This is a genomic window from Hymenobacter sp. IS2118, from assembly GCF_000715495.1.
GTDB lineage: Bacteria > Bacteroidota > Bacteroidia > Cytophagales > Hymenobacteraceae > Hymenobacter.
Map to the genome: position 1 here is coordinate 1 of NZ_JNLX01000046.1, position 22,654 is coordinate 22,654.

At 61.1% G+C, this 22,654-nt stretch carries 22 protein-coding genes; 13 read left to right on the top strand and 9 right to left on the bottom strand.

Translation table 11 applies throughout. The features are described 5' to 3' along the window. Positions 1-1,584, bottom strand: a 1,584-nt coding sequence (locus GM79_RS25935; protein WP_051718398.1) for a histidine kinase dimerization/phospho-acceptor domain-containing protein, incomplete at its 3' end; no start/stop codon positions are given. 208 nt (positions 1,585-1,792) lie between these two features. On the opposite strand from GM79_RS25935, the gene prfA reads away from it, so the two are divergent. Both prfA and GM79_RS02425 read left to right on the top strand, forming a co-directional pair. Continuing rightward, entirely contained in the window at positions 1,793-2,866 is a 1,074-nt protein-coding gene (gene prfA, locus GM79_RS02420; RefSeq protein ID WP_035558688.1) for a peptide chain release factor 1, read from the top strand. Positions 2,867-3,127: 261 nt separating this feature from the next. Continuing rightward, the gene (locus GM79_RS02425) at positions 3,128-4,621 is read left to right on the top strand and encodes a hypothetical protein (protein WP_152559791.1); all 1,494 of its coding nucleotides are present in this window, start codon (positions 3,128-3,130) and stop codon (positions 4,619-4,621) included. 41 nt (positions 4,622-4,662) lie between these two features. Here the strand turns inward: GM79_RS02425 and GM79_RS22660 are convergent, their stop codons facing one another. Beyond that, the gene (locus GM79_RS22660) at positions 4,663-5,250 is read right to left on the bottom strand and encodes a hypothetical protein (protein WP_051718399.1); all 588 of its coding nucleotides are present in this window, start codon (positions 5,248-5,250) and stop codon (positions 4,663-4,665) included. Next, complete coding sequence (gene gpmI / locus GM79_RS02435) at positions 5,243-6,799, bottom strand: 2,3-bisphosphoglycerate-independent phosphoglycerate mutase (protein ID WP_035558693.1); 1,557 nt, start codon at positions 6,797-6,799, stop codon at positions 5,243-5,245. The genes GM79_RS22660 and gpmI overlap by 8 nt, the downstream gene beginning before the upstream one ends. A gap of 174 nt (positions 6,800-6,973) precedes the next feature. On the opposite strand from gpmI, the gene GM79_RS02440 reads away from it, so the two are divergent. From GM79_RS02440 to GM79_RS02460, 5 genes are all read left to right on the top strand, one after another. After that, positions 6,974-7,375, top strand: a complete 402-nt coding sequence (locus GM79_RS02440; RefSeq protein WP_161787103.1) for a DUF4783 domain-containing protein — start codon at positions 6,974-6,976, stop codon at positions 7,373-7,375. Positions 7,376-7,544: 169 nt separating this feature from the next. Continuing rightward, positions 7,545-8,411 carry a carboxylating nicotinate-nucleotide diphosphorylase gene (nadC, locus tag GM79_RS02445; RefSeq protein ID WP_035558700.1) on the top strand — a complete coding sequence of 289 codons (867 nt, stop codon included), beginning with the start codon at positions 7,545-7,547 and terminating at the stop codon, positions 8,409-8,411. 150 nt (positions 8,412-8,561) lie between these two features. Further along, on the top strand, positions 8,562-9,197 hold the full coding sequence (locus GM79_RS02450; RefSeq protein WP_051718400.1) for a YcxB family protein: 636 nt from the start codon (positions 8,562-8,564) through the stop codon (positions 9,195-9,197). A gap of 94 nt (positions 9,198-9,291) precedes the next feature. Next, a complete protein-coding gene (locus tag GM79_RS02455) occupies positions 9,292-9,621 on the top strand; it encodes a hypothetical protein (protein WP_035558703.1) in 330 nt (109 codons plus the stop codon). A 188-nt stretch (positions 9,622-9,809) separates the two neighbouring features. Further along, positions 9,810-10,559: a ZIP family metal transporter gene (locus GM79_RS02460; RefSeq protein ID WP_035558707.1), complete on the top strand. Its 750-nt coding sequence runs from the start codon at positions 9,810-9,812 to the stop codon at positions 10,557-10,559. A 101-nt stretch (positions 10,560-10,660) separates the two neighbouring features. On the opposite strand, the gene GM79_RS02465 is transcribed toward GM79_RS02460, so the two are convergent. Both GM79_RS02465 and GM79_RS02470 read right to left on the bottom strand, forming a co-directional pair. Then, the gene (locus GM79_RS02465; RefSeq protein ID WP_081867512.1) at positions 10,661-10,987 is read right to left on the bottom strand and encodes a chaperone modulator CbpM; all 327 of its coding nucleotides are present in this window, start codon (positions 10,985-10,987) and stop codon (positions 10,661-10,663) included. Positions 10,988-11,004: 17 nt separating this feature from the next. Further along, positions 11,005-11,928, bottom strand: coding sequence for a DnaJ C-terminal domain-containing protein (locus GM79_RS02470; protein ID WP_035558713.1), 924 nt, complete (start codon positions 11,926-11,928; stop codon positions 11,005-11,007). A 495-nt stretch (positions 11,929-12,423) separates the two neighbouring features. Between GM79_RS02470 and GM79_RS25315 the strand changes: the two genes are divergently transcribed. Together GM79_RS25315 and GM79_RS02480 are read left to right on the top strand one after the other, a co-directional pair. Beyond that, positions 12,424-12,939, top strand: a complete 516-nt coding sequence (locus GM79_RS25315) for a DUF6799 domain-containing protein (protein WP_035558716.1) — start codon at positions 12,424-12,426, stop codon at positions 12,937-12,939. A 131-nt stretch (positions 12,940-13,070) separates the two neighbouring features. Then, positions 13,071-14,432: a lysophospholipid acyltransferase family protein gene (locus tag GM79_RS02480; protein WP_035558719.1), complete on the top strand. Its 1,362-nt coding sequence runs from the start codon at positions 13,071-13,073 to the stop codon at positions 14,430-14,432. Between the two features lie 14 nt (positions 14,433-14,446). On the opposite strand, the gene GM79_RS02485 is transcribed toward GM79_RS02480, so the two are convergent. The 3 genes from GM79_RS02485 to GM79_RS02495 all read right to left on the bottom strand — a co-directional run bounded on the left by GM79_RS02485 (position 14,447) and on the right by GM79_RS02495 (position 17,973). Beyond that, positions 14,447-15,460 carry a 2-hydroxyacid dehydrogenase gene (locus GM79_RS02485; protein ID WP_035558721.1) on the bottom strand — a complete coding sequence of 338 codons (1,014 nt, stop codon included), beginning with the start codon at positions 15,458-15,460 and terminating at the stop codon, positions 14,447-14,449. A 165-nt stretch (positions 15,461-15,625) separates the two neighbouring features. Continuing rightward, positions 15,626-16,912, bottom strand: a complete 1,287-nt coding sequence (gene chrA, locus GM79_RS02490) for a chromate efflux transporter (RefSeq protein WP_081867513.1) — start codon at positions 16,910-16,912, stop codon at positions 15,626-15,628. An 86-nt stretch (positions 16,913-16,998) separates the two neighbouring features. Continuing rightward, a complete protein-coding gene (locus GM79_RS02495; protein ID WP_035558723.1) occupies positions 16,999-17,973 on the bottom strand; it encodes an isopenicillin N synthase family dioxygenase in 975 nt (324 codons plus the stop codon). A gap of 154 nt (positions 17,974-18,127) precedes the next feature. On the opposite strand from GM79_RS02495, the gene GM79_RS02500 reads away from it, so the two are divergent. The 3 genes from GM79_RS02500 (at position 18,128) to GM79_RS02510 (ending at position 21,549) form a co-directional block, all read left to right on the top strand. Further along, positions 18,128-18,973 carry a hypothetical protein gene (locus tag GM79_RS02500; protein ID WP_035558726.1) on the top strand — a complete coding sequence of 282 codons (846 nt, stop codon included), beginning with the start codon at positions 18,128-18,130 and terminating at the stop codon, positions 18,971-18,973. 161 nt (positions 18,974-19,134) lie between these two features. Further along, positions 19,135-20,430 carry an AAA family ATPase gene (locus GM79_RS24545; protein WP_161787104.1) on the top strand — a complete coding sequence of 432 codons (1,296 nt, stop codon included), beginning with the start codon at positions 19,135-19,137 and terminating at the stop codon, positions 20,428-20,430. Between the two features lie 69 nt (positions 20,431-20,499). Next, entirely contained in the window at positions 20,500-21,549 is a 1,050-nt protein-coding gene (locus GM79_RS02510; protein WP_035558729.1) for a 5-methylcytosine restriction system specificity protein McrC, read from the top strand. 105 nt (positions 21,550-21,654) lie between these two features. Here the strand turns inward: GM79_RS02510 and GM79_RS02515 are convergent, their stop codons facing one another. After that, complete coding sequence (locus GM79_RS02515) at positions 21,655-21,882, bottom strand: hypothetical protein (protein WP_035558732.1); 228 nt, start codon at positions 21,880-21,882, stop codon at positions 21,655-21,657. Positions 21,883-22,019: 137 nt separating this feature from the next. On the opposite strand from GM79_RS02515, the gene GM79_RS02520 reads away from it, so the two are divergent. Further along, positions 22,020-22,628, top strand: a complete 609-nt coding sequence (locus GM79_RS02520; protein WP_051718402.1) for a sigma-70 family RNA polymerase sigma factor — start codon at positions 22,020-22,022, stop codon at positions 22,626-22,628. The last annotated feature ends 26 nt before the right edge of the window (positions 22,629-22,654 follow it).

Consider the following 22,654-nt stretch of genomic DNA (forward strand, 5'->3'; position numbering starts at 1 on the left):
CAGCCCGGCATCGCGCGCGGGCCGGGCCTGCTCCTCTTCCAGCTCCTCCAGCAGCTCGGTGCTCACCTCCGAGAAGTTGTTGACGAAGTTGAGCGGGTTCTGAATCTCGTGGGCGATGCCCGCCGTCAGCTCGCCCAGGCTGGCCATCTTCTCCCGCTGAATGAGCTGCGCCTGCGTGGCGCGCAAGTCGGTGAGGGAGCGTTGCAGCGCGTCGGTGCGCTGAGCCACCTGCTGCTCCAGCGTCTCGTTTTGGGCGGCCAGCAGGGCTTGCTTCTCCTGCTCCTGGGCGATGGTTTGGGCCGAGAGGCGCTCCACTTCGCCCAGCTTCACTTGCAGCAGCTGGCTGTCGAGGGCGAACTCGCGGGCCAGATACAGCGAGATGCCCAGCGCCGGGGAAAGGAACACCAGCAGGCTCACGAACGTCTCAAATCCGCCCTGTAGCACCTGTTGTAGTGGATTCGAAACCTTCAGCAGCGTACTCACCACAGCAAAACCGAGCTGTACCACCAGGAACAGGAGGATGAGTGCAAACCCAGCTCCGACCATCCAGGCCCCGCGCTGGCGCTGGCGCAGGGCGCGCCCAGTCAGGCGCAGCAGCTCGATAAAGGTTAAGAAGATTAGGGCCAAGCCTACGTAGCCAGCGTATGCTTTAGCGAATAGGGTAAGAGCTACAAACACCCAAAACCCTACCCATAACGACTTGTATAGCCAGCCGAGCCGGAAGCCGAACAAGGCATAGAGCGCCCGCACGGCCCACAGATAAACGGAAAGGCCCAGGAAAGACCGGACAAACCAAAGGGGCAGCATCGCCTCTAGGGTTGGTTGGTCTGCCGCCCATTGACTAAACGTGGCCAGACCGCTTAACGCCATCGCCAAAGCGGAGAAGGCGAAATAGAGGTTGGCCCGCTGGACCGGATAGTAGCGAAAAAAAGCCAGGTGCAACAGGGCAAGCAACCCGAATATGCCGGCTAGCACGCAGCTCCCGAGCACACCTTCCATATCCTTAGCTGCCTGCTGCTGCACTTGAGCCTCGCTGCGCAGGAATACGTCCAGCAAGTGCTTTTCCGTGGCCAGCCGCAGCAGCGGCGACTGCCAGGGGGCGAAGCGGACGGCCAGTACCTGCTCGGCGGGGCCGTCACTGGGCACGCCAATCGCCGGGAGGTGTTCAGGGTCAGGCACCTGGGTGGGGTTGGCCCGCACGGTGCCCGAGCGCTGCACCAGCCGCCCGTTGAGGTAGATTTCCCAGGCCCCGTACCCAAACGCCTGGAGCCGCAGCGCCCGCTGGCGCAGGCTGTCGGCGGGCCGGAAGCGCAGGCGCAGCCAGCTGATACCGGTGCGCAGGCGCGGGGGTAGCTCCTGCCGGAGCCGGGCGGGGTTAATTGTGTCCCAGCGGCTGTCGTCGAAGTCGGGCCGGGCCCACTGTGGGTTGTCGCCCACCTCATAGCGCCAGCCCCGCTCCAGGAGCAGGCCGTTTCGGGCGCTGTTCGGAGCCAGGCTATCCACGCGCAGCACGGTGGGGCTGGGGGTTTGGGCCACGGCCGGGGCCAGCAGCCACAGGCTCATCAGCAGTAGAAAGTAGCGCATGGGGGGTAGCGGGCGGCTTTGTGGCTGAAATTAATTCGAGTGCAAACTAAACTTACCCCAGCAAGCTACTACCGCGAGACTTGCGCACCTACAGGCTGGCGCGCCTCTCCAACGCGCGCCAGCCCTTTTCCCGACGGAACGTCCGGCCTACATAGCGGTGTTTAGATTCAGTATCTTTGCACCCTACTGACTAATTCCCGAATACCCGATGCTTGATAAACTAGAAGCCATCAGCCAGCGCTACAACAACGTGAACGAGGAGCTGATGCAGCCCGACGTGATGTCGGACTTGAAACGCTACAAGGCACTTAACAAGGAATACAAGGAGCTAGGCAAGATTGTGGCCGAGTACCGCAACTACCAGGGCGTGCTCAGCAACATCGAAAACGCCCGCTCGGTGATTTCGACTGAGAAAGACGAGGACTTCCGCCAGATGGCCAAGGACGAGCTCGACGAGCTGCAGCCCGAGCAGGAGCGCCTCGAAACCCTCATCAAAGACCTGCTGCTGCCCAAGGACCCGAACGACTCCAAAGACGTGATTATGGAAATCCGGGCCGGCGCGGGCGGCGACGAGGCGGCCCTGTTTGCCGGCGACCTGCAGCGCATGTACATGCGCTTCGCCGAAAAGCAGAACTGGAAAATGGAGCTGATTGACGCCATGGAAGGCACCGCCGGCGGCTACAAGGAAATCATCGTGGCCGTGCGTGGCGAGGACGTGTACGGCAAGCTCAAGTTTGAAAGCGGCGTGCACCGCGTGCAGCGCGTGCCGGCCACCGAAACCCAGGGCCGCATTCACACCAGCGTAGCCTCCATTGTGGTGATTCCCGAAGTGGAGGAGTTCGACATCGAACTGAATATGGGCGATATCCGCAAGGACTACTTCTGCTCCAGCGGCCCCGGTGGCCAGTCCGTAAACACCACCTACTCGGCCGTGCGCCTCACCCACCTGCCCTCCGGCCTTGTGGCCCAGTGCCAGGACCAGAAATCACAGCTCAAGAACTTCGACAAGGCCCTGGCCGTGCTGCGCTCCCGCGTGTACGACATGGAGCTGGCCAAAAAGAACGAAGCCGACGGCCTGGTGCGCAAAAGCATGATTGGCGGCGGCGACCGCAGCGACAAAATCCGCACCTACAACTACCCCCAGGGCCGGGTGACGGACCACCGCATCGGCTACACGGTGTATAACCTGGCCAGCGTGATGGAAGGTAACGTGGACGACTTCGTGGAGCAGCTCCGCCTCGCCGAAAGCGCTGAGCGCCTGCAGGAAGGCGTAACCAAGTAAGCGGCAACGTTGAACGGCCTACTCCCCTCCTTACCAAGGAGGGGATGTTTCAGCCTTTGGCTGAAACGGGGGTGGTTGCCGGCGTCCGGGCCGTCTGCATTTACCTCCGGGCTGTTCTGGCAATTTCTCCTCAGCCCGCACGTTCAACGCCCACAACCACCCCGGTTTCAGCTGCGCTGAAACGTCCCCTCCTTGGTAAGGAGGGGAGTTGACGTTCTATATATGCGCTACCTATTCCCGTTATTCCTCGTTTTCAGCTGCTTGCTCACACTCCTGCCCGGCTGTGAGCCCAAGGAAAACCTGGTGCAAACCTCGGGCAGCCTGGAATTCTCGGCCGACACAGTGCTGTTTGACACGGTTTTTACCACCGTCCGAACCGTTACCAAGCGGCTGTGGGTGTACAACCGCAACCGCGGGGCGGTGAAAACCGACGTGAGTCTGGCCGGGGCGGCGGGCAGCACGTTTTCCGTGCTCATCAATGGCGATGCCGGGCCGGCCGTTTCGGGCGTCACCATTCGGGGCAACGACAGCTTGCTGGTCCTGGTGCGGGCCGTAATTGGCGATAATGGCCAGGCCACTGCAGCCAAGCAGTTTCTGGTATCGGAAGACCTGCGCTTCCGCACCAACGGCAACGAGCAGGTGGTAAAGCTGGTAGCCTACGGCCAAAACGCCTACTTCCACCGCGCCGATTTTATCACCACCAACACCACATGGGCTACCGACAAGCCGCATGTCATCATCAACGACAACGTGGTGTTTGGCGGCGAAACCTACGCCGTGGGTGTCCTCGTGCTGCCAGGCGTCACGCTGCGCATCCCTCGGGGCGCCCGTATCTATTCCCACGCCGGCGCTTTTTTGCAGGTCGATGGCACCTTGCTGGTGAATGACCTGAGCGAGCCCAACCCCTTCGAGCCCACTGACACAGTGAAGGCCGGCAATGCCAACATCGTGCGCTTTCAGGGCGACCGGCTGGAGCCGTACTACGACGATATTCCGGGCCAGTGGGGCGGCATCGTATTTTCGGAAAACAGCCGTAACAACCGCATTCGCTACGCCGAAATCAAGAATTCGACCTTTGGCGGCCTGCTGAATGTGGGCGAGACCCCGGGCCCGGACCGGCCCTCCCTGACGCTCGACAACACGGTAATTCGCAATATTTCGGGGGCCACCGTGTCGTTTGCCAATGCCAGGGCGTCGTCGGGCGGCGGCATCATCAGCCTGGCCGGCAACCTGACGGCCACGAATTGCCTGTTCACCAACTGCGGCGAGTATGCCGTGCTCGGCATCGGCGGCGGCAGCTACGATTTCAACTTCTGCACCTTCGCCAACTACACGCCTTCCTTCCGCCGCGAAACCTCCTCGCTCACCTTCACCAACGAAGACGCTACCAATCCGCTCATCAAGCGCCCCCTGTCGCTCAGCCTACGCAATTCCATTCTGTGGGGCTCCTTCGAGGACGAGCTGTTCGTGAAAAACTATCCCGAATACGCCGAGCTCATCATTCAGAAATCGCTGCTGCGCACCAAGGAATACGCCACCACGCCGGCTGTTATCGGCGCCGCTGGGCTCAACCTCATCAACGTGGACCCGCTGTTCAAGCGGGTTTTCTTCGACACCCCGGACTACACCTTGCAGGACGCTTCGCCCGCCACCACGCCCCGCCGCCCCGCCGCCGGCCCCGTGCCGCCCGCCGATTTGCGCAACCTGCCGCGCAACCCCAACCCCAGCCTGGGAGCTTACGAGCACAAGCGTTGAGCGGCAAGCTTGCCGGGGCGCTGGCGTAACAGCAGATAAGCTTATTCTACCCGCCCCGCGGCGGTGTAATGCAGCGTGTCAAACAGCACCAGCTTTTGGGTTCCCGTTACTTCGTAGGTGCGCAGCTGGCCGTTTTGCAGCCGGAAGCGCAGCTCTTTTTGGGCCGAAAAAAGCGGGTTGCTCTGCACGATGGTGGCCGCGATTTCCTGGGCCTGCGGGCCTTGCTGCACCACTGTAAGACGCGAAACAGGCGCGTTGGGCTGGCCGGCCAAGCGGGTGTAGGTGCGCCGCAGCTGCCCGCCAGGCAGCAACACCGAATCCACGGCATAGGCACCACGCAGGGCAGCTTTGTTGATGTCGGCCTGCAAAAAAATCTGCAGCTCGTCGGCCCATTTCACGGTGGGCACGCGCACGGTTTCGACTGGGTTGCCGCGCAGGCTCACCCGTTTGGTAACGGCCGCCTGGCGTTGGGCCAGCGCCTCAATCTGCTCGTTCACCAACCCTTTCACGTCAAAATAAAGCGGGGCGCGCGCGGCCGGGGCCGCCGGCGCGGCGTCGCCGCAACCCGCCAGCACCACGCTGCCGGCCAGCCAACATAGCGCCTTTACCATCGGGATGGCCTTACGCATTCAGTGTCGGGCTCGGGGCCATTACCGGGCGCAGCAGGCTCTGCCCGGTCATTTCCAGCGGCTGGGGCAGGCCCATCAGCTCGAGGATAGTGGGAGCCAGGTCGCCCAGCTTGCCATCGGCCAGCGAACCCACATAGTTGTTATCAACCAGAATGCAGGGCACCAAATTGGTGGTGTGCGCCGTGTTGGGCGAGCCGTTGGCGTTGCGCATGAACTCCGCGTTGCCGTGGTCGGCGATGATGATGCTGGCGTAGCCGGCGGCCAGGGCGGTTTCTACCACCGCGCGGGCGCAGGAATCGGTCGTTTCCACGGCCTTCACCACGGCTTCAAACACGCCGGTGTGGCCCACCATGTCGGGGTTGGCGAAATTGAGGACTACGAAATCGGCGGCGCGGGCCTGTAGCTCCGGTACCAGCGCCTCCACCAGCTCGGCGGCGCTCATTTCGGGTTGCAGGTCGTAGGTGGCCACTTTGGGCGAGGCCCGCATGATGCGCGTTTCGCCCTCAAAAGCCACTTCGCGGCCGCCCGAGAAAAAGAACGTGACGTGCGGATACTTCTCGGTTTCGGCAATGCGAATCTGGGTTTTGCCGTGCGCGGCCAGCACCTCACCCAGAGTATTGTTGAGATTGTCCGTTTCGAAAACGGGCGTGACGCCCGTGAACGTGTCGTCGTAGTTGGTCAGGGTGAGGTAGTGCAGGTTCAGGCGCTTCATCTGGAAGGCGTGAAAATCCTGCTGGGTAAGTACCTCGGTGATTTCGCGGCCCCGGTCGGTACGGAAGTTGAAGCATAGCACCACATCGTCGGCCTGAATGGTGGCCAGCGGCTGGCCGTCGGCCCCGGTCTTCACGATGGGCTTCAGAAACTCATCCGTAATGCCTTCCTTGTACTGCTCCTGAATGGTTTGAATCAGGTTTTGCGAAGGCGTACCGATGCCGTTTACCAACAAGTCATAGGCCACCTTCACCCGCTCCCAGCGGCGGTCGCGGTCCATGGCATAGTAGCGGCCCACTACGGAGGCGATTTTGGCCCCGCTGCGTTCCAGCGACGCTTCCAGCTCGTTCACGTAGCGCACGCCGCTCTTGGGGTCGGTGTCGCGGCCGTCGGTGAAAGCGTGCACGAACACGCGCCGCACCCCGGCTTCGTGGGCAATGGTGCACAGCGCCTTCACGTGGTCGATGTGCGAATGCACGCCGCCATCCGAAAGCAAGCCAATGAGGTGCAAGGGTTTGTCGTTGGCAATGGCGTAATCGAACGCTTTCACCAGCGCGGGCATCTGGCCCAGCTTGCGCTCCCGGATGGATTTGCCGATGCGCACCAGCTCCTGGTTTACCACGCGGCCGGCCCCAATGTTCATGTGCCCCACTTCGGAGTTGCCCATCTGGCCTTCGGGCAGACCCACGGCCTCGCCCGAAGCCTGCAGCCGGCTGTGCGGAAAATGCTGCAACAACTCCTCATAGAACGGGGTTTTAGCCGCGTCTACTGCCGAAACCGTTGCGTTCTGGGGAATTCCCCACCCATCCAGAATCACCAATAACACCTGTTTGCTCATGCCGCAAAGATACGGCAGCCCCGCCCAGTAGGCGGGATTTATCTACCTTCGCAACTCCTTACCTGGCCCTGTCGCTGACCGGATATTTTTTCTCCGAAGAGCACAGAGGCCTTACTTCCTGGCACCATTTTAGCTTTATTCCTGACGCGGATGACGCATCTACTACCCTATTCGATGAAACGTTATTTCTTTAAGACACTATTTCTAAGCTGGCTATTCCTGTTCGGTTTTGTTGCGGCTCACGCACAGTCCGAAAACCTTGGGGCTATCCGCTCGGCAATGCGCAACGGTTCTTCCCGGGAATTGTCGCAATACCTTGCTCCCACCGTCGAAGTTGGTTTTGATGGTGACAAGAAAGGCTACAACGCCACCCAGGCCGAGTTGGTCATCAAAGACTTCTTTGCCAAAAACGCCCCCAGCGCGTTTGAATTCATTCACCAAGGCGAGAGCAAGGAGGGCATTCAATACGGCATTGGCCGCTACACGGGCCGCAACGGCGTGTACCGTGTGTATGTGAAGCTCAAGCCCTCCAAGGGCGCCCCGCAGATTGACACGCTGGATTTCACGAAGGAATAACTTCTGAATCAGCTTTTTTGAGAAACCTGGCCGGCACCGGCCAGGTTTTTTTATGCGCTATCGGCACGGCCCAAAGCGTCGCCGCGCCGGGAAGGCCCGGCCACCACTGTTTTCACGAAGGTGGGGCCTCCGGTTTTATTCGCAAAGACAGGGGCCGTACCTTTGTCCCGTGCAAACTCCTACCCCATCCTATCTGACGCCCGAAGCGCTAACCGCCTTCATCCGCACGGCCCTGGCCGAGGACGTGGGCGACGGCGACCATTCGGCCCTCTCCTCCATTCCGGCCGATGCCCGCAACCGTGCCCACTTGCTGGTGAAGGGCGAAGGGCTGCTTGCCGGCGTGGCGCTGGCCCCGCTGATTTTCAGCGCAGTTGACCCTTCCCTGACCCTAAACGTGCTGCTCACCGACGGCACACCGGTGAAGTACGGCGACATTGCCTTCACGGTGGAGGGCCCGGCACGCAGCATTCTCACGGCCGAACGCCTGGTGCTCAACTGCATGCAGCGCATGAGCGGCATTGCCACCTACACGGCGCATCTCAACACGCTGCTGGCCGGCACTAAGGCCAAGCTGCTCGACACCCGCAAAACCACTCCCAATTTCCGCATCTGCGAGAAGTGGGCGGTGCTCATTGGTGGCGGCGTAAACCACCGCTACGGGCTGTTTGACATGATTATTCTGAAGGACAACCATGTGGACTATGCCGGGGGCGTGGCCCAGGCCATTGCGGCCAGCCGGGCCTACCTGGCCGGCACCGGCCGGCAACTACCCATCGAAATCGAAACCCGCTCCCTGGGGGAAGTGCAGCAGGTACTGGACGCTGGTGGCGTCGACCGCATCATGCTCGACAACATGGATGTTGAGCTACTGCGCGAAGCCGTGGCACTGATTGATGGCCGGTTTCCGACCGAAGCCAGCGGCGGCATCACCGAGCAAACCATTGCCAGAGTAGCCAGCACCGGCGTCGACTACATCTCCGTAGGAGCCCTCACGCACTCGGTCAAAAGCCTGGACTTGAGCTTAAAAGCATATTAAGATGCTGTGGGAAATGTGATAAAGATGAGGAATGTGAAGATGTGATAAAGATGCCAATGAGTAGGCGTAGCACATTCCCCACATTCTTCAATATTCCCCACATCTTCACATTTGCCACATTTGCCACATTTATCACATTAAAAAATCAACGTGAACCAACCCAACCAACGCGGCGGTGGCGGCGGCTTCCGCCAGGCCCAGCAGGCTTCGCCGCTGGCTATTCGCACCAAGAAAACGCAGTTTGATACCAATACCTACACCCGCCTGGCCATGGCTGAGGTATGGAAAAAGGACTGGGTATACGCCCTGATTCCGTTTGCGCTGGGGTTGCTGCCCGCCATTTTCGTGCATTCGTGGTGGTGGCTGGTGCTGGCGGTGGTGCTCACGGTGCTGTTTGTGCTGTTTCGGTCGGCCCAGGTAACCGGCGTGACGCAGATGGAACAAAGCAAGCCGCTGTTTGAGCGCATGAGCTTTGAGATGGACCAGAAACAGCTGCTGCTGCGCGTGGGCCCCGAGAAAGAAGGCAAAGCCATGCAGCTGACCTGGGACATGATTGGCCGCGTTCGCCGCGATGCCGATGCCTACCTGCTGTACCTCAAGCCCGGCACGCCCCCCGAGGGCATCGCGTCGTGGCGCAAGTGGCTGGCGAAGGCGTTCGATGTGCCCGTGTTTCTACATTTGCCCCTGCGCATCTTCAATTCGCCCAACGACGTGAAGCTATTTGAATCGCTGCTGCGCCGCAAAAACCTTTTGCCAGCTGCCCCCGCCGCCGCCGCAACCGTATAGGGGCGCGGGCGGTTGGATAGCACGCCGGAAGACGGCCTGCCCTATTACCGGTTGCTCCTTTTCTTCGAAATCTATACCTGCTAATTTTTTCCTGATGAAACTGACCCACACTTTGTTGCTGGCCCTGGCCACTGCTTCCCTGGCCCTGTCTTCGTGCAGCAGCGAGCCCTCCGACTGGCGCCCCGACGACAAAGTATCCCTCGACATGGTGGAACCCGGCACACGGGCTTCGGAAAGCTATGCGCCTACAACCCCCAATCCTTCGATTGATAACAAGGGCAGCCAGACCGAACAGGCCGAAGAAGCCCCTTCTGCCAAGTCAGCGATGTCGGCCAATGCCGAAGAAGGCATGCGCAAGCGGGGCACGCTGAACGACGCCGGCAAGTCGGGCCAGCAGGCCGACGAGGTCCACAAAGCCGAATAGCGGCGACGCTTAACGGCCAGAATTTCTAAAACTCTCGATTGGGTGGCAGCTTTGCCCGCCAGCTGGCGGTTGCGAAGCTGCCGCTGTTTTTGCGTGAGCCAGCACGCCAGGCGCAGGTATAGAATCGACTGTTACGGTCGGTTCTCGCGTGCGCCTGCCTTCCCGGCCTACTCCTCATTCCTTCTTGCATGGGCTTTGCTATTTTTCTGCTGCTGCTAACGGTGCTGGGCGCGGGCGCGGCGGCTGCCTGGGTACCCGTGGCCCGCGGCAGCCAGTGGCTGAAGCCGTTGCTGGCTTTCAGTGGCGCTTATTTGTTCACGCTCACGGTTACCCACATTCTGCCCGAGGCATTGCAAATGCTGCCCGCGCAGCCCCATCAGGTGGGTTATTGGGTGCTGGCTGGTTTTTTTGGGCAGCTGCTGCTCGAAGTGCTTTCGCAGGGCGTGGAGCACGGACACGTACACCACGAAGCCGCGCACGGCCCGCACGATGCTGCGGGACGGGTACCGTTTTTGCTGCTGGCCGCGCTGGTTGTGCACTCCTTTCTGGAGGGCAGCATTTTGGTGCACACCCCGAAAGTGGGCCACATGAGCCAGAATTTTTACGCCATTGTGGTGGGCGTAGCGCTGCACCACATGCCGGCCGCGTTTGCGCTGGCCACGCTGCTGCGGCTGCGGCTGGGCAATTTCCGGCGGGTGTGGCCCTGGCTGCTGGTGTTCGCGCTGGCATCGCCGGTGGGCATTCTGTTCAGCAACTACGTGGTGCTGGCCGAGCTGCTGAGCGGGGGGCTGTACGCGGCCCTGCTGGGCCTGGTGGCCGGCAATTTCCTGCACGTTTCCACCACCATTCTCTTCGAAACCAGTCCGGAGCACCGCCTCAACTGGCCCAAGCTGGGCGCCACATTGGCCGGGCTGCTGCTGGCGCTGGCCGTAGCGTAAGTGGGGCCGGCCTGGGTTTAAATGGTCGCGCAAAAGTAACGGTATTGCGTTTAGTCATGCCGAGCGCAGCTGAGGCATGACGGCTTGAAAACTACGCTCACTTAATTGAAATCCAGAACCGGCCCGCTACCCCGCACAAAATCTTCCAGCTGGCGCACTCTGGCCCTTTCGTAATCCAACGTAGCCTGGAGCCGCACCAGCCGCCGGCGCATGGCCATGATAACATCCAGGGCTTCCGGCGCCAGGCCCAGCTCGTGGTGCAGCCGCGCGAGGCGGGGCAAGTCGTCGGGCTCGTCCACGATGACGGTTTCGGGAGCGGCGGCCGGACGTAGCAAGCCGGCCTGTAGCAACTCGTGCACAACACTAGTTTCCAGGCCGTAACGCACTGAGCATTCCTGAAAAGTGAGGATAAGGATGTGTGTTTCCATAGCTATAATAGAACAGGTTATGCTTCGGGCCGAAGCGCGGCCAACTGCTGAATCAGCTCTTTTTCCTGGTCACTCAAGTGTTGGGGCAGCGCAAGGGTGAGGCGCAGGTAGAGGTCGCCAAACTCCCCGGTCTTGTTGTAGACCGGCAGGCCCTTGCCGCGCAGGCGCAGGCGGGTGCCGTTCTGGGTTTCGGGCTTGAGCTTGATTTTCACGGAGCCGCTGAGGGTTTCCACGGTGTGCTCGCCGCCCAGTAGCGCTTTGTAGACGCTCACGGGCACGTCCTGGGTCAGGTCGTTGCCGGTGCGGGCGTAGCGGGCATCGGGCTGCAGGCGGAAGGTGATGAGCAGTGAGCCATTGGGGCCACCATTGCGACCGGGCCCGCCCTGGTCGCGCAGCCGGATGGTTTGCCCGTCGGCCACACCGGGCTGAATGGTGAGGCGTAAGTTTTTGCCGTTCACCGTGAGCGTGCGGGGGCCGCCGTGATAGGCTTCGGCCAGCGTCAGCTCCAACTCGGCCTGGTAATCGGGGCCGGCACCGGGACGACGGCTGCCCGCCCGGCTGCCGCCCGCGCTACCGAAAAGCGAGCCGAAAAAGTCCGAGAAATCATCGCCTTCGCCAAACGGATTACCGCCGCCGCCACCTTGCGCGTACTGGCTCCAGTCGAAGCCCGCGCCGGATTGGCCGCCAGGGCCAGCGCCGCCGGGCTGCTGCTGGTAGCGCTGCCAGTCGGCCCCAAACTGGTCGTATTTTTTGCGTTTTTCGGGGTCACTGAGCACTTCGTTGGCCTCGTTCAGGTCTTTGAACTTCCGCTCGGCCTCTTGGTCGTCCGGGTTCACGTCGGGATGGTGCTGACGGGCCAGCTTGCGGTAGGCCTTTTTGATTTGCTCGGGCGTCGCGCTCTTCTCCACGCCCAGCACCTTGTAGTAATCTTTGTAATCCACGGCTTGCTTTTTTTGAGTGCTTCTGGCCGTTGAGCAGCTTGTCCGATTCTTCGCGCCAGCTAATTTTTCACCTACGTCCTGCCCTTTTACGAGAAGTCTGCATTTGCTACCGAATTCCAACCTGCTTTTACGACTAAACGCGACGGCGCGCGGGCAAGCGGCCACGCGCAATGAGGCGGCCGCCATCTTACAGCCAGCTTATTTGAAGCCCTATTTTATTGCTTACCATTTATTTGACACACCAAAAGCAATAATATCACGCTACTTACTTCCTGATGCCCCGGCCGGTATTTATTTCAAAAATCAGCCTTGTGAAGTCCCACCGAATTTCGGTTTAACCGAGTAAATTTGTTCCCCCGATGAAAAACTGGCCCTGGTTTTGCAATTGATGAATTAATCACTGCTGGCGCTTATCGCACAAAAAGTCGCGCTTCTTTCATTACTCTTTTTACTTGTATAAATTTTTCTTTTCACGCGCTCTATCCCCAAATTCCCATGAATTTTCGTTTTCTCTTTAGCTGCATTATGTCGGTAACGCTCCTGGGCGCTACCGTCGCCCAGGCCCAAACTCCTCTCCCCGCGCGCCGGCCCGGTGGGGTAGCCCCCAAAGCCCGGATGGTGTCCAAAGGCGCGGGCCTGAAAGACGGCCTTGCCATGAAAGACGGGCGGGTTGTACTAACGGAGCAGGGCATCACCAATCCCATCACGGCCGACCGCAAGCTGCTGAACGGCACCATGGTTTCGACCACCGGCCTCGTGACGGCCACCGACGGCACCACCACGCAAATGGTTGAGGGTGACTTGTCTTCGCTCACGGGCCGCATAACTACCCGCAAATCGGTGGTGGAGGCCGACAGCCTGCTCAAAATCAAAACCTTCGACCTGAAGTACCCCGGCAAGCGCAAGCAAATGATGGAAGATGCCGAGCGCAAAGCCAAAGCCAAAACCAAACTTGCCGAAGAAAAGGCCAAAGCCGCCGAGAAGCGCGCCAAAGCCAAAGCCCGCCGGTAACGCCTTCTGCACCGGTCCCCGCGCAGCCTACGCCGCCATGCCTTTGGGTATGGCGGCTTTTTTTTGGGGGCGACGGTGGTGGCCGTGCACCGGCGAGCCGCCTACCTTAGCGGGCGTAATCTTTCCGGCCCATGCTTTTTTACACCCTTATCAAACCCGTTTTGCAGGTGGCACTGCGGGTATTTTTTCGCAAAATCGAGGTGCGGCACCGCGAGCGGCTGGCGCTGCCGGGCCCGCTGCTGTTTGCCGGCAACCACCCCAACACCCTGATGGACCCCTTGCTGGTAGGCATCAACAGCCGCCAGCCGGTGGCTTTTCTGGCCAAAAGCACTTTTTTCCAGAATCCCGTTAGCCGAACTGTTCTGGCCTCAGGCAACTCCATTCCCATCTACCGACGGCAGGACACGGGCACCGGACCCGCTACGCCCGAAGAATTTGCAATCCAGAACGAGGCCACCTTCGGCCGCTGCTACGACTACCTGGGCGAAGGCGGCACTATCATGATTTTCCCGGAAGGCACCAGCGTGAGCGAGCGCCGGCTGCGGCCGCTGAAAACCGGCGCCGCCCGCATTGCCCTGGGCGCCGAGGCCCGGCACCAGTTTCGGCTGGGGCTAAAGGTGGTGCCCATTGCCATCAATTACTTCGACCCCTCGCGCTTTCGCTCCGATGTGCTGCTGAATGTGGCGGCGCCCATTGTGGTGGCCGATTATGCTGCGCAGTACGCCGCCGACCCCGAAGCGGCAGCCATGCAGCTCACCGATGCCATTCGCGAAGCCCTGGAGCGCCACTTGGTTATTACCCGCGACGCGGCCGACGACGTTTTTGTGCAGCAGATTGAGCAAACGTTTGGCGACCATCTCAATCCCGACGACGACCCGAACACGCTCTACGACAACTTCCAGTTCAGCCAGACGCTGTTGCAGGCCCTGGCCTGGTTCGAGCAAAATGCGCCCTCGCGCCTGGTAGCCTTGCGGCAACAGCTCCAAACCTACCTGCGGGACCTGCGCACGCACCGCCTGACCGACGAAGCGCTGGAAGGACAACGCCGCGGCACCATCGCCGGCCTGCTCAACCTCGCATTGGGCCTGCCCGTGTGGCTCTACGGCTTGCTCAACAACTATTTGCCCTATATTTTGCCTTCGGCAGTGGCCCGGCGCGCTACCAAGGAAGTGGAGTTTGTAGCGCCCATTATGCTCACGGTGGGGATGTTTACGTTTCCGCTGGCGTATGCTTTGCAGGCGGCGGCCGTGCACCATTGGCTCACCCACGACTGGCGCCTGACGGCGCTTTACGTGCTTAGCCTGCCGCTCACCGGTTTTTATGCCTTGAGCTACTGGCAAACCCTGACCGCCCGCCTGGCCCGGCTGCGCGCCCTGCGCCTGTTTCAGCGCACGCCGGCCGTGGGCGCGGCCCTGCTGCAACAGCGCGCCACCCTGGCCGCCCAGCTGGAGGAAGCCCGCGACGCCTACCTGGCCCGGCCGGAACAGGATTAGGAAACCGGACTGGGCTACCGGGCGGCGGCGGGTGCGGGCACCGCGTTTGTTAGCGCCCGGCCCTGCTCGAAGTCGGAGATATTTTGCAGGGTAATCTGGGCGATGTTGTGCAGCGCATCCGACGTAAAGAAGGCCTGATGGCCGGTGATGAGGACGTTGTTGAAAGACAGCAGGCGCATGAATACGTCGTCCTGAATAACTTTATCGGAGCAGTCTTCAAAGAATAAGTCGCCTTCTTCCTCGTACACGTCGAGCCCCAGGTACTTGATTCTCTCGTTTTTCAGTCCCTCGATTACGGCTTTGGTATCGATGATGGCGCCCCGGCTGGTATTGATGAGCATCATGCCGGGCTTCATTTTGGCGATGGCGGCCTCGTTGATTAGGTGGTGGGTTTGGGGCGTGAGCGGGCAATGCAGCGAAATAATGTCGGCCTGCGCATACAGGGTGTCGAGGTCCACGAATTCCACGCCTATTTCCCCGGCTTCCGCATTGTTTTTGACGTCGTAGCCCAGCACCCGGCAGCCAAATCCTTTCAGAATGCGGGCCGCGACCAGCCCAATGGTGCCCAGCCCGATGAGGCCCACCGTGCGGCCGTGCAGGTCGAAGCCCATCAGGCCGGTGAGGGCGAAATTGCCTTCCCGCACGCGGTTGTAGGCCCGGTGCGTTTTGCGGTTCAGCGTCAGGATGAGGGCCAGGGCGTGTTCGGCCACGGCATAGGGCGAATAGGCGGGCACCCGCACCACGGGCATACTCAGGGAGGCCGCAGCCCCGAGGTCAACGTTGTTGAAGCCGGCGCACCGCAGGGCCAGCAGCCGTACCCCCGCGTGAGCAAGGTGCTGCAAAACCTCGGCATCGACCCGGTCATTTACGAACACGCAGACGGCATCGGCGCCCTTGGCCAGCACGGCGGTGTGGGCATTCAGCGGCACATCCAGGAACCGGAGCGCGTGCCCGTGCGCGTCGTCGGCGTTCACCTGCTCGAAGAATTGCTGGTCGTACTGCTTGGTATTGAAAAAGGTGACGTTCATGGGGCGAAGGCTGAGTGGCTGCGGACCAATACCGGCGCGGGCAGCACGTTCGCAAAGGTCGGCCCCGGCCGTTTCAAAACCCCTATGATTTTTATCGGGGCAAACCCGGATTCATTCCCCAGCCCAAAACGCTCAAATAGCGTCGTTGCGGGTTACTTTCCCCTATCAGATAAACATACCGGCCAGCAGGGCGACCCCCACGATGAATACTGACGGCACTTTTTCCGATAAGAGCAGCAGGAAAGTGGTGCCTACCAGCAGGGGGTTCAGGGGCAGGCTATCGATGGGGCCCAGGTGAAAGGGCAGGGCCAGGGTTCTGTCGGGCAGCGGGTGGTAGAGCAGGAAGGTAGCCGCGCACACCAGCCCGGCACTCACGGCATTCACGCCTTCGAGCGAGGCCTGCACCACGCGGTACTGCCGCAGCCGGTCCCAGAAGCGTATCACGAAGAAAATAAGAAACGTGCCCGGCAAAAAAATACCCGCCGTGCCCACCAGCGCGCCCAGCACCTGCGCGGCCGGGCCGCCGGCCGGCCGCATGGCCAGTGCCCCGATGTAGGCGGCTATTGAAAAATTGGGCCCCGGCATGGCCTGCACCAACCCCAGCCCCGACAGAAATTCCGGCCCCGTGAGGTAGCCCTTAAACTCCACGAACTCGGCGTACAGCAGTGGCGCCAGCACTTGCCCCCCGCCAAACACGAGCGAGCCGTTCCGGTAAAAGTTCTCGAACAGCCGCACCGGCAGCCAGCGGGTATAGTGTCCCAATACGGCCGCCCCCACCAGAAAGCCCAGCCACAGCACAAAATTCGCCCATTCGATACGCAAGGGCTTTTTCTCCTGAATGATGGTGTGCTTGCGGTAGCGCAGCGTGGTGACGGCCCCGCCGGCCACCAGCAGCAGCGGCAGCATCCAGGGCAGCTGGAAAAAATAGGCCAGCATGGCGGAAGCCACCATCAGGCCCACGGCCGTTTTGGTATGAATTACCTTTTCGGCGATGCGGTAGGCCGAAAAAGCCACGAAACCCACCGCCACGGGCTGCACAAATTGCACCAGAGCCGTCACCCGCACCGGGTCGAGGTGGCTTAGGGTGAGGGCGGCCAGCGTCATCAGCGTCACGGCCGGTAGCATCCACACCAGCAGGGTGAGGTAGGCCAGGTTGGGCCCGCCGAGTCGGAAACCAATCACGGTGATGGTTTGGGTGGACGTGGGGCCGGGCAGCAGCGCGCACAGGGCCTGCAGCTCCAGCAGCTCGGCCATGCTGATGTAGCGGCGCTTTTCAACCAGCAGCCGGAACATCATGGCCAGGTGTGCCTGCGGACCGCCAAAGGCCGTGAGGCCCAGCCCGGCCACATCCTTCAAAAAAATAATGCCCCGCACCCGGCGCGTCCGCTTGCCCGAGCGGCGCGGTGGTGGCGCCAGGGAGACGGAAGCGGCGGGGTGCGGGGCAGGTTGCAACGTGCGGTAAGCTTTAGCTTGCCGTCTGGCGTAGACAGCAGGCTTTTGTTCAAGACCACGGCAAGCTAGAGCTTACCGCACAAACCCTACTTCTTTTTCAGCCCCAGCTCAATCAGCCGCTCATTCAGGAATTCGCCGGCCGTGATGTCGGCTTCCTTCTTGGGGTTGTCGGGCGTTACGCAATGCTCCAGGGCCGCCAGGCTCATTTCGGAGCGCGGGTGCATGAAGAAGGGAATGCTGAAGCGCGAGGTATTCATTTTTTCGCGGGCCGGGTTCACCACGCGGTGAATGGTGGACCGGAGCACGCCGTTGGTGAGACGCTGGAGCATGTCGCCCACGTTCACCACAATCTGGTCGGGCAGGGCCGTAATGGCAATCCACTGGCCGTCGCGGCGCTTCACCTGCAGGCCGTCGGCGCTGGCGCCCATGAGCAGGGTAATCAGGTTGATGTCGCCGTGCTCGGCGGCGCGCACGGCATCGGCCGGTACCGCGTCGGGGTCTTCGATGGGGAAGTAGTGAATGGGACGCAGAATGCTGTTGCCGTGCTTCACCTTGTCATCGAAATAGTTTTCGGGCAGCTCCAGGAAAATGGCAATGGCGCGCAGCACGTCCTGGCCGGCGCTTTCCAGCGTCCGGTAAGCCAGGAAGGTGCTTTTCTGGAAGCCGGGCACTTCTTCGGGCCAGATGTTGTCCGGGTACTCGTTTTTGATGGGGTCTTCCTCCTCCACTTCCTGGCCCACGTGGTAGAACTCCTTCAGGTCGCCGGTATTGCGGCCCTTAGCGTGCTCCTTGCCCTTGCTGATGTAGCCGCGCTGGCCAGCCAGCTCGGGCTTTTCGTAGCGCTGCTTGTCCTCGTCGGGCAGCTGAAAAAACGCTTGCACGTCGGCGTAGAGCTGCTTGGTCTGCTCGTCGTTCAGGCCGTGGTTTTTGAGGGCTACGAACCCAATGTTTTGGTAGGCCTCCCCGAGCTGCTGCACGAAGCGGGCCTTTCGCGTGGAGTCGCCGGAACGAAAGTCGGCGAGGTCGAGCGAAGGGATTTGGTCAAGAAGTTGGTTTTGCATGGAAAAATTAGGTTTACTTTGAGGCCGAGTGGGCCCTGCGGTTGGCAACGACGCAAGTTAAGCAAAACCTTGTACCGGGTGCGGCCCGTAAGTAGCTCAGCTTATCTCTATTTTTGAATAAACAGCCGACAACCATTTTTTGATTCTAACCCCTATGAAACGTTCTCTCTTGATGCTTTGCAGCACTACCCTGACCTTAGCCCTGCTGGCCAGCTGCGAAACGAGCAAACCTGCCACCGATGTAAGCGCTACGGCCAACAATGGCACCACGGCCCCTAGTGGCGTTGCCAGAGCCGAAAGCATGGAGTCGAACGGTATTCGCCTGACCCCTTTCAGCGATTCGCCCCGCTACCCCGAGGCCCAGATGAAGCTGCGCTCGCCCATTGGCAATTCCACAATTCCCAGCGGCGAGGTGCCTTTCTCTTATCTGGTATCCAATTTTCAGCTCACCAAAATGAGCAGCGGCCCGCAAACGGGCCGCATGGCCAACTCCATGAAAGGCCAGCACATCCACAACATCGTGGATAACGAGCCCTACACGGCCCATTACGAAACAAGCTTCAAGAAGGCCCTTCCCGATGGTCAGCACGCCGTGCTTTCTTTCCTGTCGCGCTCCTACCACGAAAGCCTCAAGCACCGCGGTGCCTACGACCTGCGCATCATCAATGTGGGCGATGTCACCCCAACCGGCGCGCCCATCATCGACGTGAATGCACCCAACCTGTTCTACAGCCGTCCCAAAGACACGTATTCCGGCGCCGATGCCCGTCGTATCATGCTGGACTTCTACCTGGTAAATACCAACTTGGAGCCCGGCGGCAACCGCGTGCGCGCCACCATCAACGGCACCGAGTTCATGATTGAAAACTGGCTGCCCTACCAGATGGAAGGCCTGCCAGCCGGCGAAAACACGGTGAAGCTGGAGCTGATTGACTCTAGTGGCAACTTGCTGCCCGGCGCCTTCAACTCGGTCACCCGCACGTTCACAGTTGCCCCCTAATCCGTTTTGGCGGCTCGCCATCAGCACGTTCTGCTGAATTTCTGAAGGCATCTTCACCACAGAGTAACGAGCTTACTTGGGCGGTGGGGATGCTTTTTGGCGTTCAGCAGAACGTGTTTTTAGCTTCATTTGCATTCGGTCCCGATTCAGTATTGTTTATCATGCCTTCCGCTCCTGCTGCTTCGCCGCCTCCGCTGCTCACCCGCGAGCAAGTGCTCCGGGCTTTGCGCCAGCTAGCACGCGAGGGACCGCCGCACCTGCCCGCCGGCACCGTTTACGAGCTGGTGTACCGGGGGCGCCGCTATCCGCCCCGCGCCGTGGCCGAGCGCGCCTATCGCCTGGCTACCAGCGACCCGGCCGCTCGCTGGCCCCGGCCGGCCGGGGCCCCCACCAACGCCTTGCTGGAAGGGCTCGACTTTACCATCAGCACCAAACGCCCCGTCCTCACCTCGGGCTCGGCCCACGATGGCGAGGAAACCGCCCGCCAGCAGGCCGAAGACCTCTACACGGGTCCGGTAGATGAGGCCCGGCAAGCGGCAACTGCCCTGCCCACAGCCGCCGAGCCCAACGCCTCTTACGAGGCGCCGGCTTACTCCCGCGCCGATGCCCTGGCCGAGTTGTTTATCAGCGAAAGCGAGCTGGAAGCGACGCTGGCGGGGCTGGCCCGGCGCCGGAACCTGCTGCTGCAGGGCCCGCCCGGCACGGGCAAAACCTTCCTGGCCCGCCGCCTGGCGTGGCTGCTGCTGGGCGCCAGAGACGAGCGCCGCATTGAGGTCGTGCAGTTTCATCCCAGCTACGGCTACGAGGATTTCATCTTGGGCTTTCGGCCCGGTGCCGATGGCCGTTTTCAGCTCGTGCCCGGCGTGCTGCCGCTGCTGTGCCAGCGGGCAATGGCCGACCCTGACCGGCCTTATTTCTTACTCATCGATGAGGTGAACCGGGGTAACGTGCCGCGCATTTTCGGCGAGCTGCTGCTGCTGCTCGAAGCCGACAAGCGCGGCCCTGCCCACGCCCTGCGCCTGCCCTACGCGCCCCCGGAGGCGCCCCGCTTCTTCGTGCCCGAAAACCTGTTCGTCATTGGCACGCTCAACCTGGCCGACCGTTCGCTGAGTCCGCTGGACTATGCGCTGCGCCGCCGCTTCGCGTTTGTGGAGTTGAAGCCCCGGTTTGGAACGGCGCTGCGGCAGTTTCTTAAAGGGCGGCAAGTGCCCGAAGAAATCATCGAGCAGCTGTGCTCCCGCATGGCCGCTCTCAACCAAACCATTGCCGACGACCCGGAATTGGGGCCCGACTTTGTGGTTGGCCACAGCTACTTCTGCCAGCCGCCTGCCGAGCCTGAGCAGGCCACCGGTTGGCTGCGCCTGATTCTGGAGCAGGAAATCGGCCCGCTCCTCGCCGATTACTGGCGCGAGCAACCCGCCACGGCGGCAGCCCAACTGCGCAAGCTGCTAGCGTAACCAGCGGCGTGTTTTCAGCTTTTTTCTACTGAGATTAATTCGCGAAATTCCCAAAATCCGACCAAAGCTGTGATACCGCTTCCCACGCTCTACTACTTCCTGTGCTATGCCTGGAACCGGCTGCCCGAGCCGGCGGTGCTGCAAGCGAGCGAGGCCACGCCGTTTCACCGGCCGCTGGCCATGCTGGCCCAGGTGCTGCTGCACGGCACGCGGCGCCTGCTCAAAACCGGCCTGCCGCGCACGTTTCAGCCCCAGGAGGCCGAGCTCACCACCCTGCGCGGCCGCGTTGAGCTGACGCCCAGCCTGCACCGGGGGTTGCTGGAGCGGGGCCGCGCCAGCTGCACCTTCGATGAGCTGACCACCGACACGCCGCTACACCGCCTGCTGGCCCAGACGCTGGCCAGCCTGACTACCGCCGCCGACGTGCCCCCAGCCTTGCGCCGGGAGTTGAGCCAGTTACGGCGGCGTTTGCCCGGTGCCGCTGCCGAGACGACGGCGGCCAGACCTACGCCAGCTACTTTCCGGGAGTTGCGGCGGCAGCGGCCGGGCAATGCGGACGCTTTTCTGCTGCACGTGTGCGAGCTGGTGTGGCAAACGGCCCTGCCCAATCCCACTGCCCAGGGCCGCGGCCGCTTCGTTGATTTCCACCGCGATGAAGTGTTTATGGCGCGGCTGTTTGAGCAGTTTACCCGCAATTTTTTCCGGCGCGAGCAACGCCGCTACCGCGTTTACGCCGAAACCATTGCCTGGCAGGCCGAGGGCCAGACCGACGACCTCGCCCTGCTCCCCACCATGCTCACGGACACGACCCTCGAAGCGCCAGACCAGAAAATTATCCTCGATACCAAATATTACGCGGCCGCTCTGCGCACCCGCTACGACCGGCAGCGGCTCATTGCCCCGCACCTCTACCAGCTCTACGCCTACCTCCAGAACCAGCGGCCAGCCCCGGAACAAGCCCTGGAAGGCATTCTCCTCTACCCTACTGCCACCCAAGACGTGCACCTTAGCTACACGTTGGGCGGCCATCCGGTGCGCGTGGTCACCCTCAACCTGCACCAGCCCTGGCCCGGCATCGCGGCCGACTTGTTGGGTTTGGTTGCCGAAAAGCCAGCGTAGTTGCCTGCACCTTGCAAATAAAAAAGCAGCCCATGCTTCCCTGGCGGGAAACATGGGCTGCTTCAAATTAATTGGCGTTGAGCTTATTAAAGGCTCAGCATGCCACTATTGAACTACCTCGGTGGTCGTGGTAGTGCTCGAAGCCTCGGTGGTAGCAGGGGCCATCGCGTCGGTGGCAGGAGCCATCATCGTGGTGTCGGTGGTCGTGGTCGTGGTGGTTTCCGTAGTGGCAGGAGCCTCAACGGTGGTGGTTTCGGTCGTCTTCGACTCGCACGAGGTCAGACCAGCAGTCAGGGCGAGGCCCAGGGCAGCAACTTTAATCAGGTTCTTCATTTTGGGGGTAATTTTGAAAGTGGGTTAGCTCAAAAACTGCCCTTTATGCTGGCTTCGTGAAAAAGTAACCCGGCCGATAAAAAAATTATTTTAGTGGGTTACTTGTAGCCTTAACGCGTATTAACCCCCGAAAGCGAATGAGCAGGGGCAATCCAACTTCTTCTCCTTTGACTCCTACTGACGACGCACTGATTGTTGCCATTCGCGGCGGCGACGAGCGGGCCCTGGCCCATCTCTACCGGTTGCATTGGCCCATGGTATCCCACTTCGTGCTGCAGAACAGCGGCACGGACGACGATGCCCAGGACGTGTATCAGGAAGGGGTGATGGTGTTTTATGAAAAAGTTCGCGACGGCTCTCTAGAGCTTAGCTGCCAGATTAAAACCTACCTCTACGCCGTGTGCCGTCGCCTGTGGCTCAAGCGGCTGACCAGCAAAAGCCGCTTCGGCGTGCGCTTGCTCGACGACGAGGAGCACGGCCCCTACCTTAACACCGGGGCCGAGGAAGACCTGCTTGCCGCCGAGGAACAGGACCGCCGCTTCGATACCATGAGCGAGGCCCTCAACCACCTTGGCGAGCCCTGCCGCTCGCTTTTAGAAGGTTTTTACCTTCATGATAAATCGATGCAGGACTTAACTGCAGCGTTTGGCTACACAAATGCCGACAACGCTAAGAATCAGAAATATAAGTGCCTGGTGCGCTTGAAAAAGCTATTTTTTACCCATTACAAAGAAGAGTCTACCTGATGGTTTTTGGGTCCGGGCCCATTGCC

What these genes read in the sequence shown, in the direction of transcription:
- prfA (WP_035558688.1), top strand. Translation starts at nt 1,793, where the DNA reads ATGCTTGATAAACTAGAAGCCATCAGCCAGCGCTACAACAACGTGAAC.
- GM79_RS22660 (WP_051718399.1), bottom strand. Translation starts at nt 5,250, where the DNA reads ATGCGTAAGGCCATCCCGATGGTAAAGGCGCTATGTTGGCTGGCCGGC.
- gpmI (WP_035558693.1), bottom strand. Translation starts at nt 6,799, where the DNA reads ATGAGCAAACAGGTGTTATTGGTGATTCTGGATGGGTGGGGAATTCCC.
- GM79_RS02440 (WP_161787103.1), top strand. Translation starts at nt 6,974, where the DNA reads ATGAAACGTTATTTCTTTAAGACACTATTTCTAAGCTGGCTATTCCTG.
- GM79_RS02455 (WP_035558703.1), top strand. Translation starts at nt 9,292, where the DNA reads ATGAAACTGACCCACACTTTGTTGCTGGCCCTGGCCACTGCTTCCCTG.
- GM79_RS02460 (WP_035558707.1), top strand. Translation starts at nt 9,810, where the DNA reads ATGGGCTTTGCTATTTTTCTGCTGCTGCTAACGGTGCTGGGCGCGGGC.
- GM79_RS02465 (WP_081867512.1), bottom strand. Translation starts at nt 10,987, where the DNA reads ATGGAAACACACATCCTTATCCTCACTTTTCAGGAATGCTCAGTGCGT.
- GM79_RS25315 (WP_035558716.1), top strand. Translation starts at nt 12,424, where the DNA reads ATGAATTTTCGTTTTCTCTTTAGCTGCATTATGTCGGTAACGCTCCTG.
- GM79_RS02480 (WP_035558719.1), top strand. Translation starts at nt 13,071, where the DNA reads ATGCTTTTTTACACCCTTATCAAACCCGTTTTGCAGGTGGCACTGCGG.
- GM79_RS02485 (WP_035558721.1), bottom strand. Translation starts at nt 15,460, where the DNA reads ATGAACGTCACCTTTTTCAATACCAAGCAGTACGACCAGCAATTCTTC.
- GM79_RS02495 (WP_035558723.1), bottom strand. Translation starts at nt 17,973, where the DNA reads ATGCAAAACCAACTTCTTGACCAAATCCCTTCGCTCGACCTCGCCGAC.
- GM79_RS02500 (WP_035558726.1), top strand. Translation starts at nt 18,128, where the DNA reads ATGAAACGTTCTCTCTTGATGCTTTGCAGCACTACCCTGACCTTAGCC.
- GM79_RS24545 (WP_161787104.1), top strand. Translation starts at nt 19,135, where the DNA reads ATGCCTTCCGCTCCTGCTGCTTCGCCGCCTCCGCTGCTCACCCGCGAG.
- GM79_RS02515 (WP_035558732.1), bottom strand. Translation starts at nt 21,882, where the DNA reads ATGAAGAACCTGATTAAAGTTGCTGCCCTGGGCCTCGCCCTGACTGCT.
- GM79_RS02520 (WP_051718402.1), top strand. Translation starts at nt 22,020, where the DNA reads ATGAGCAGGGGCAATCCAACTTCTTCTCCTTTGACTCCTACTGACGAC.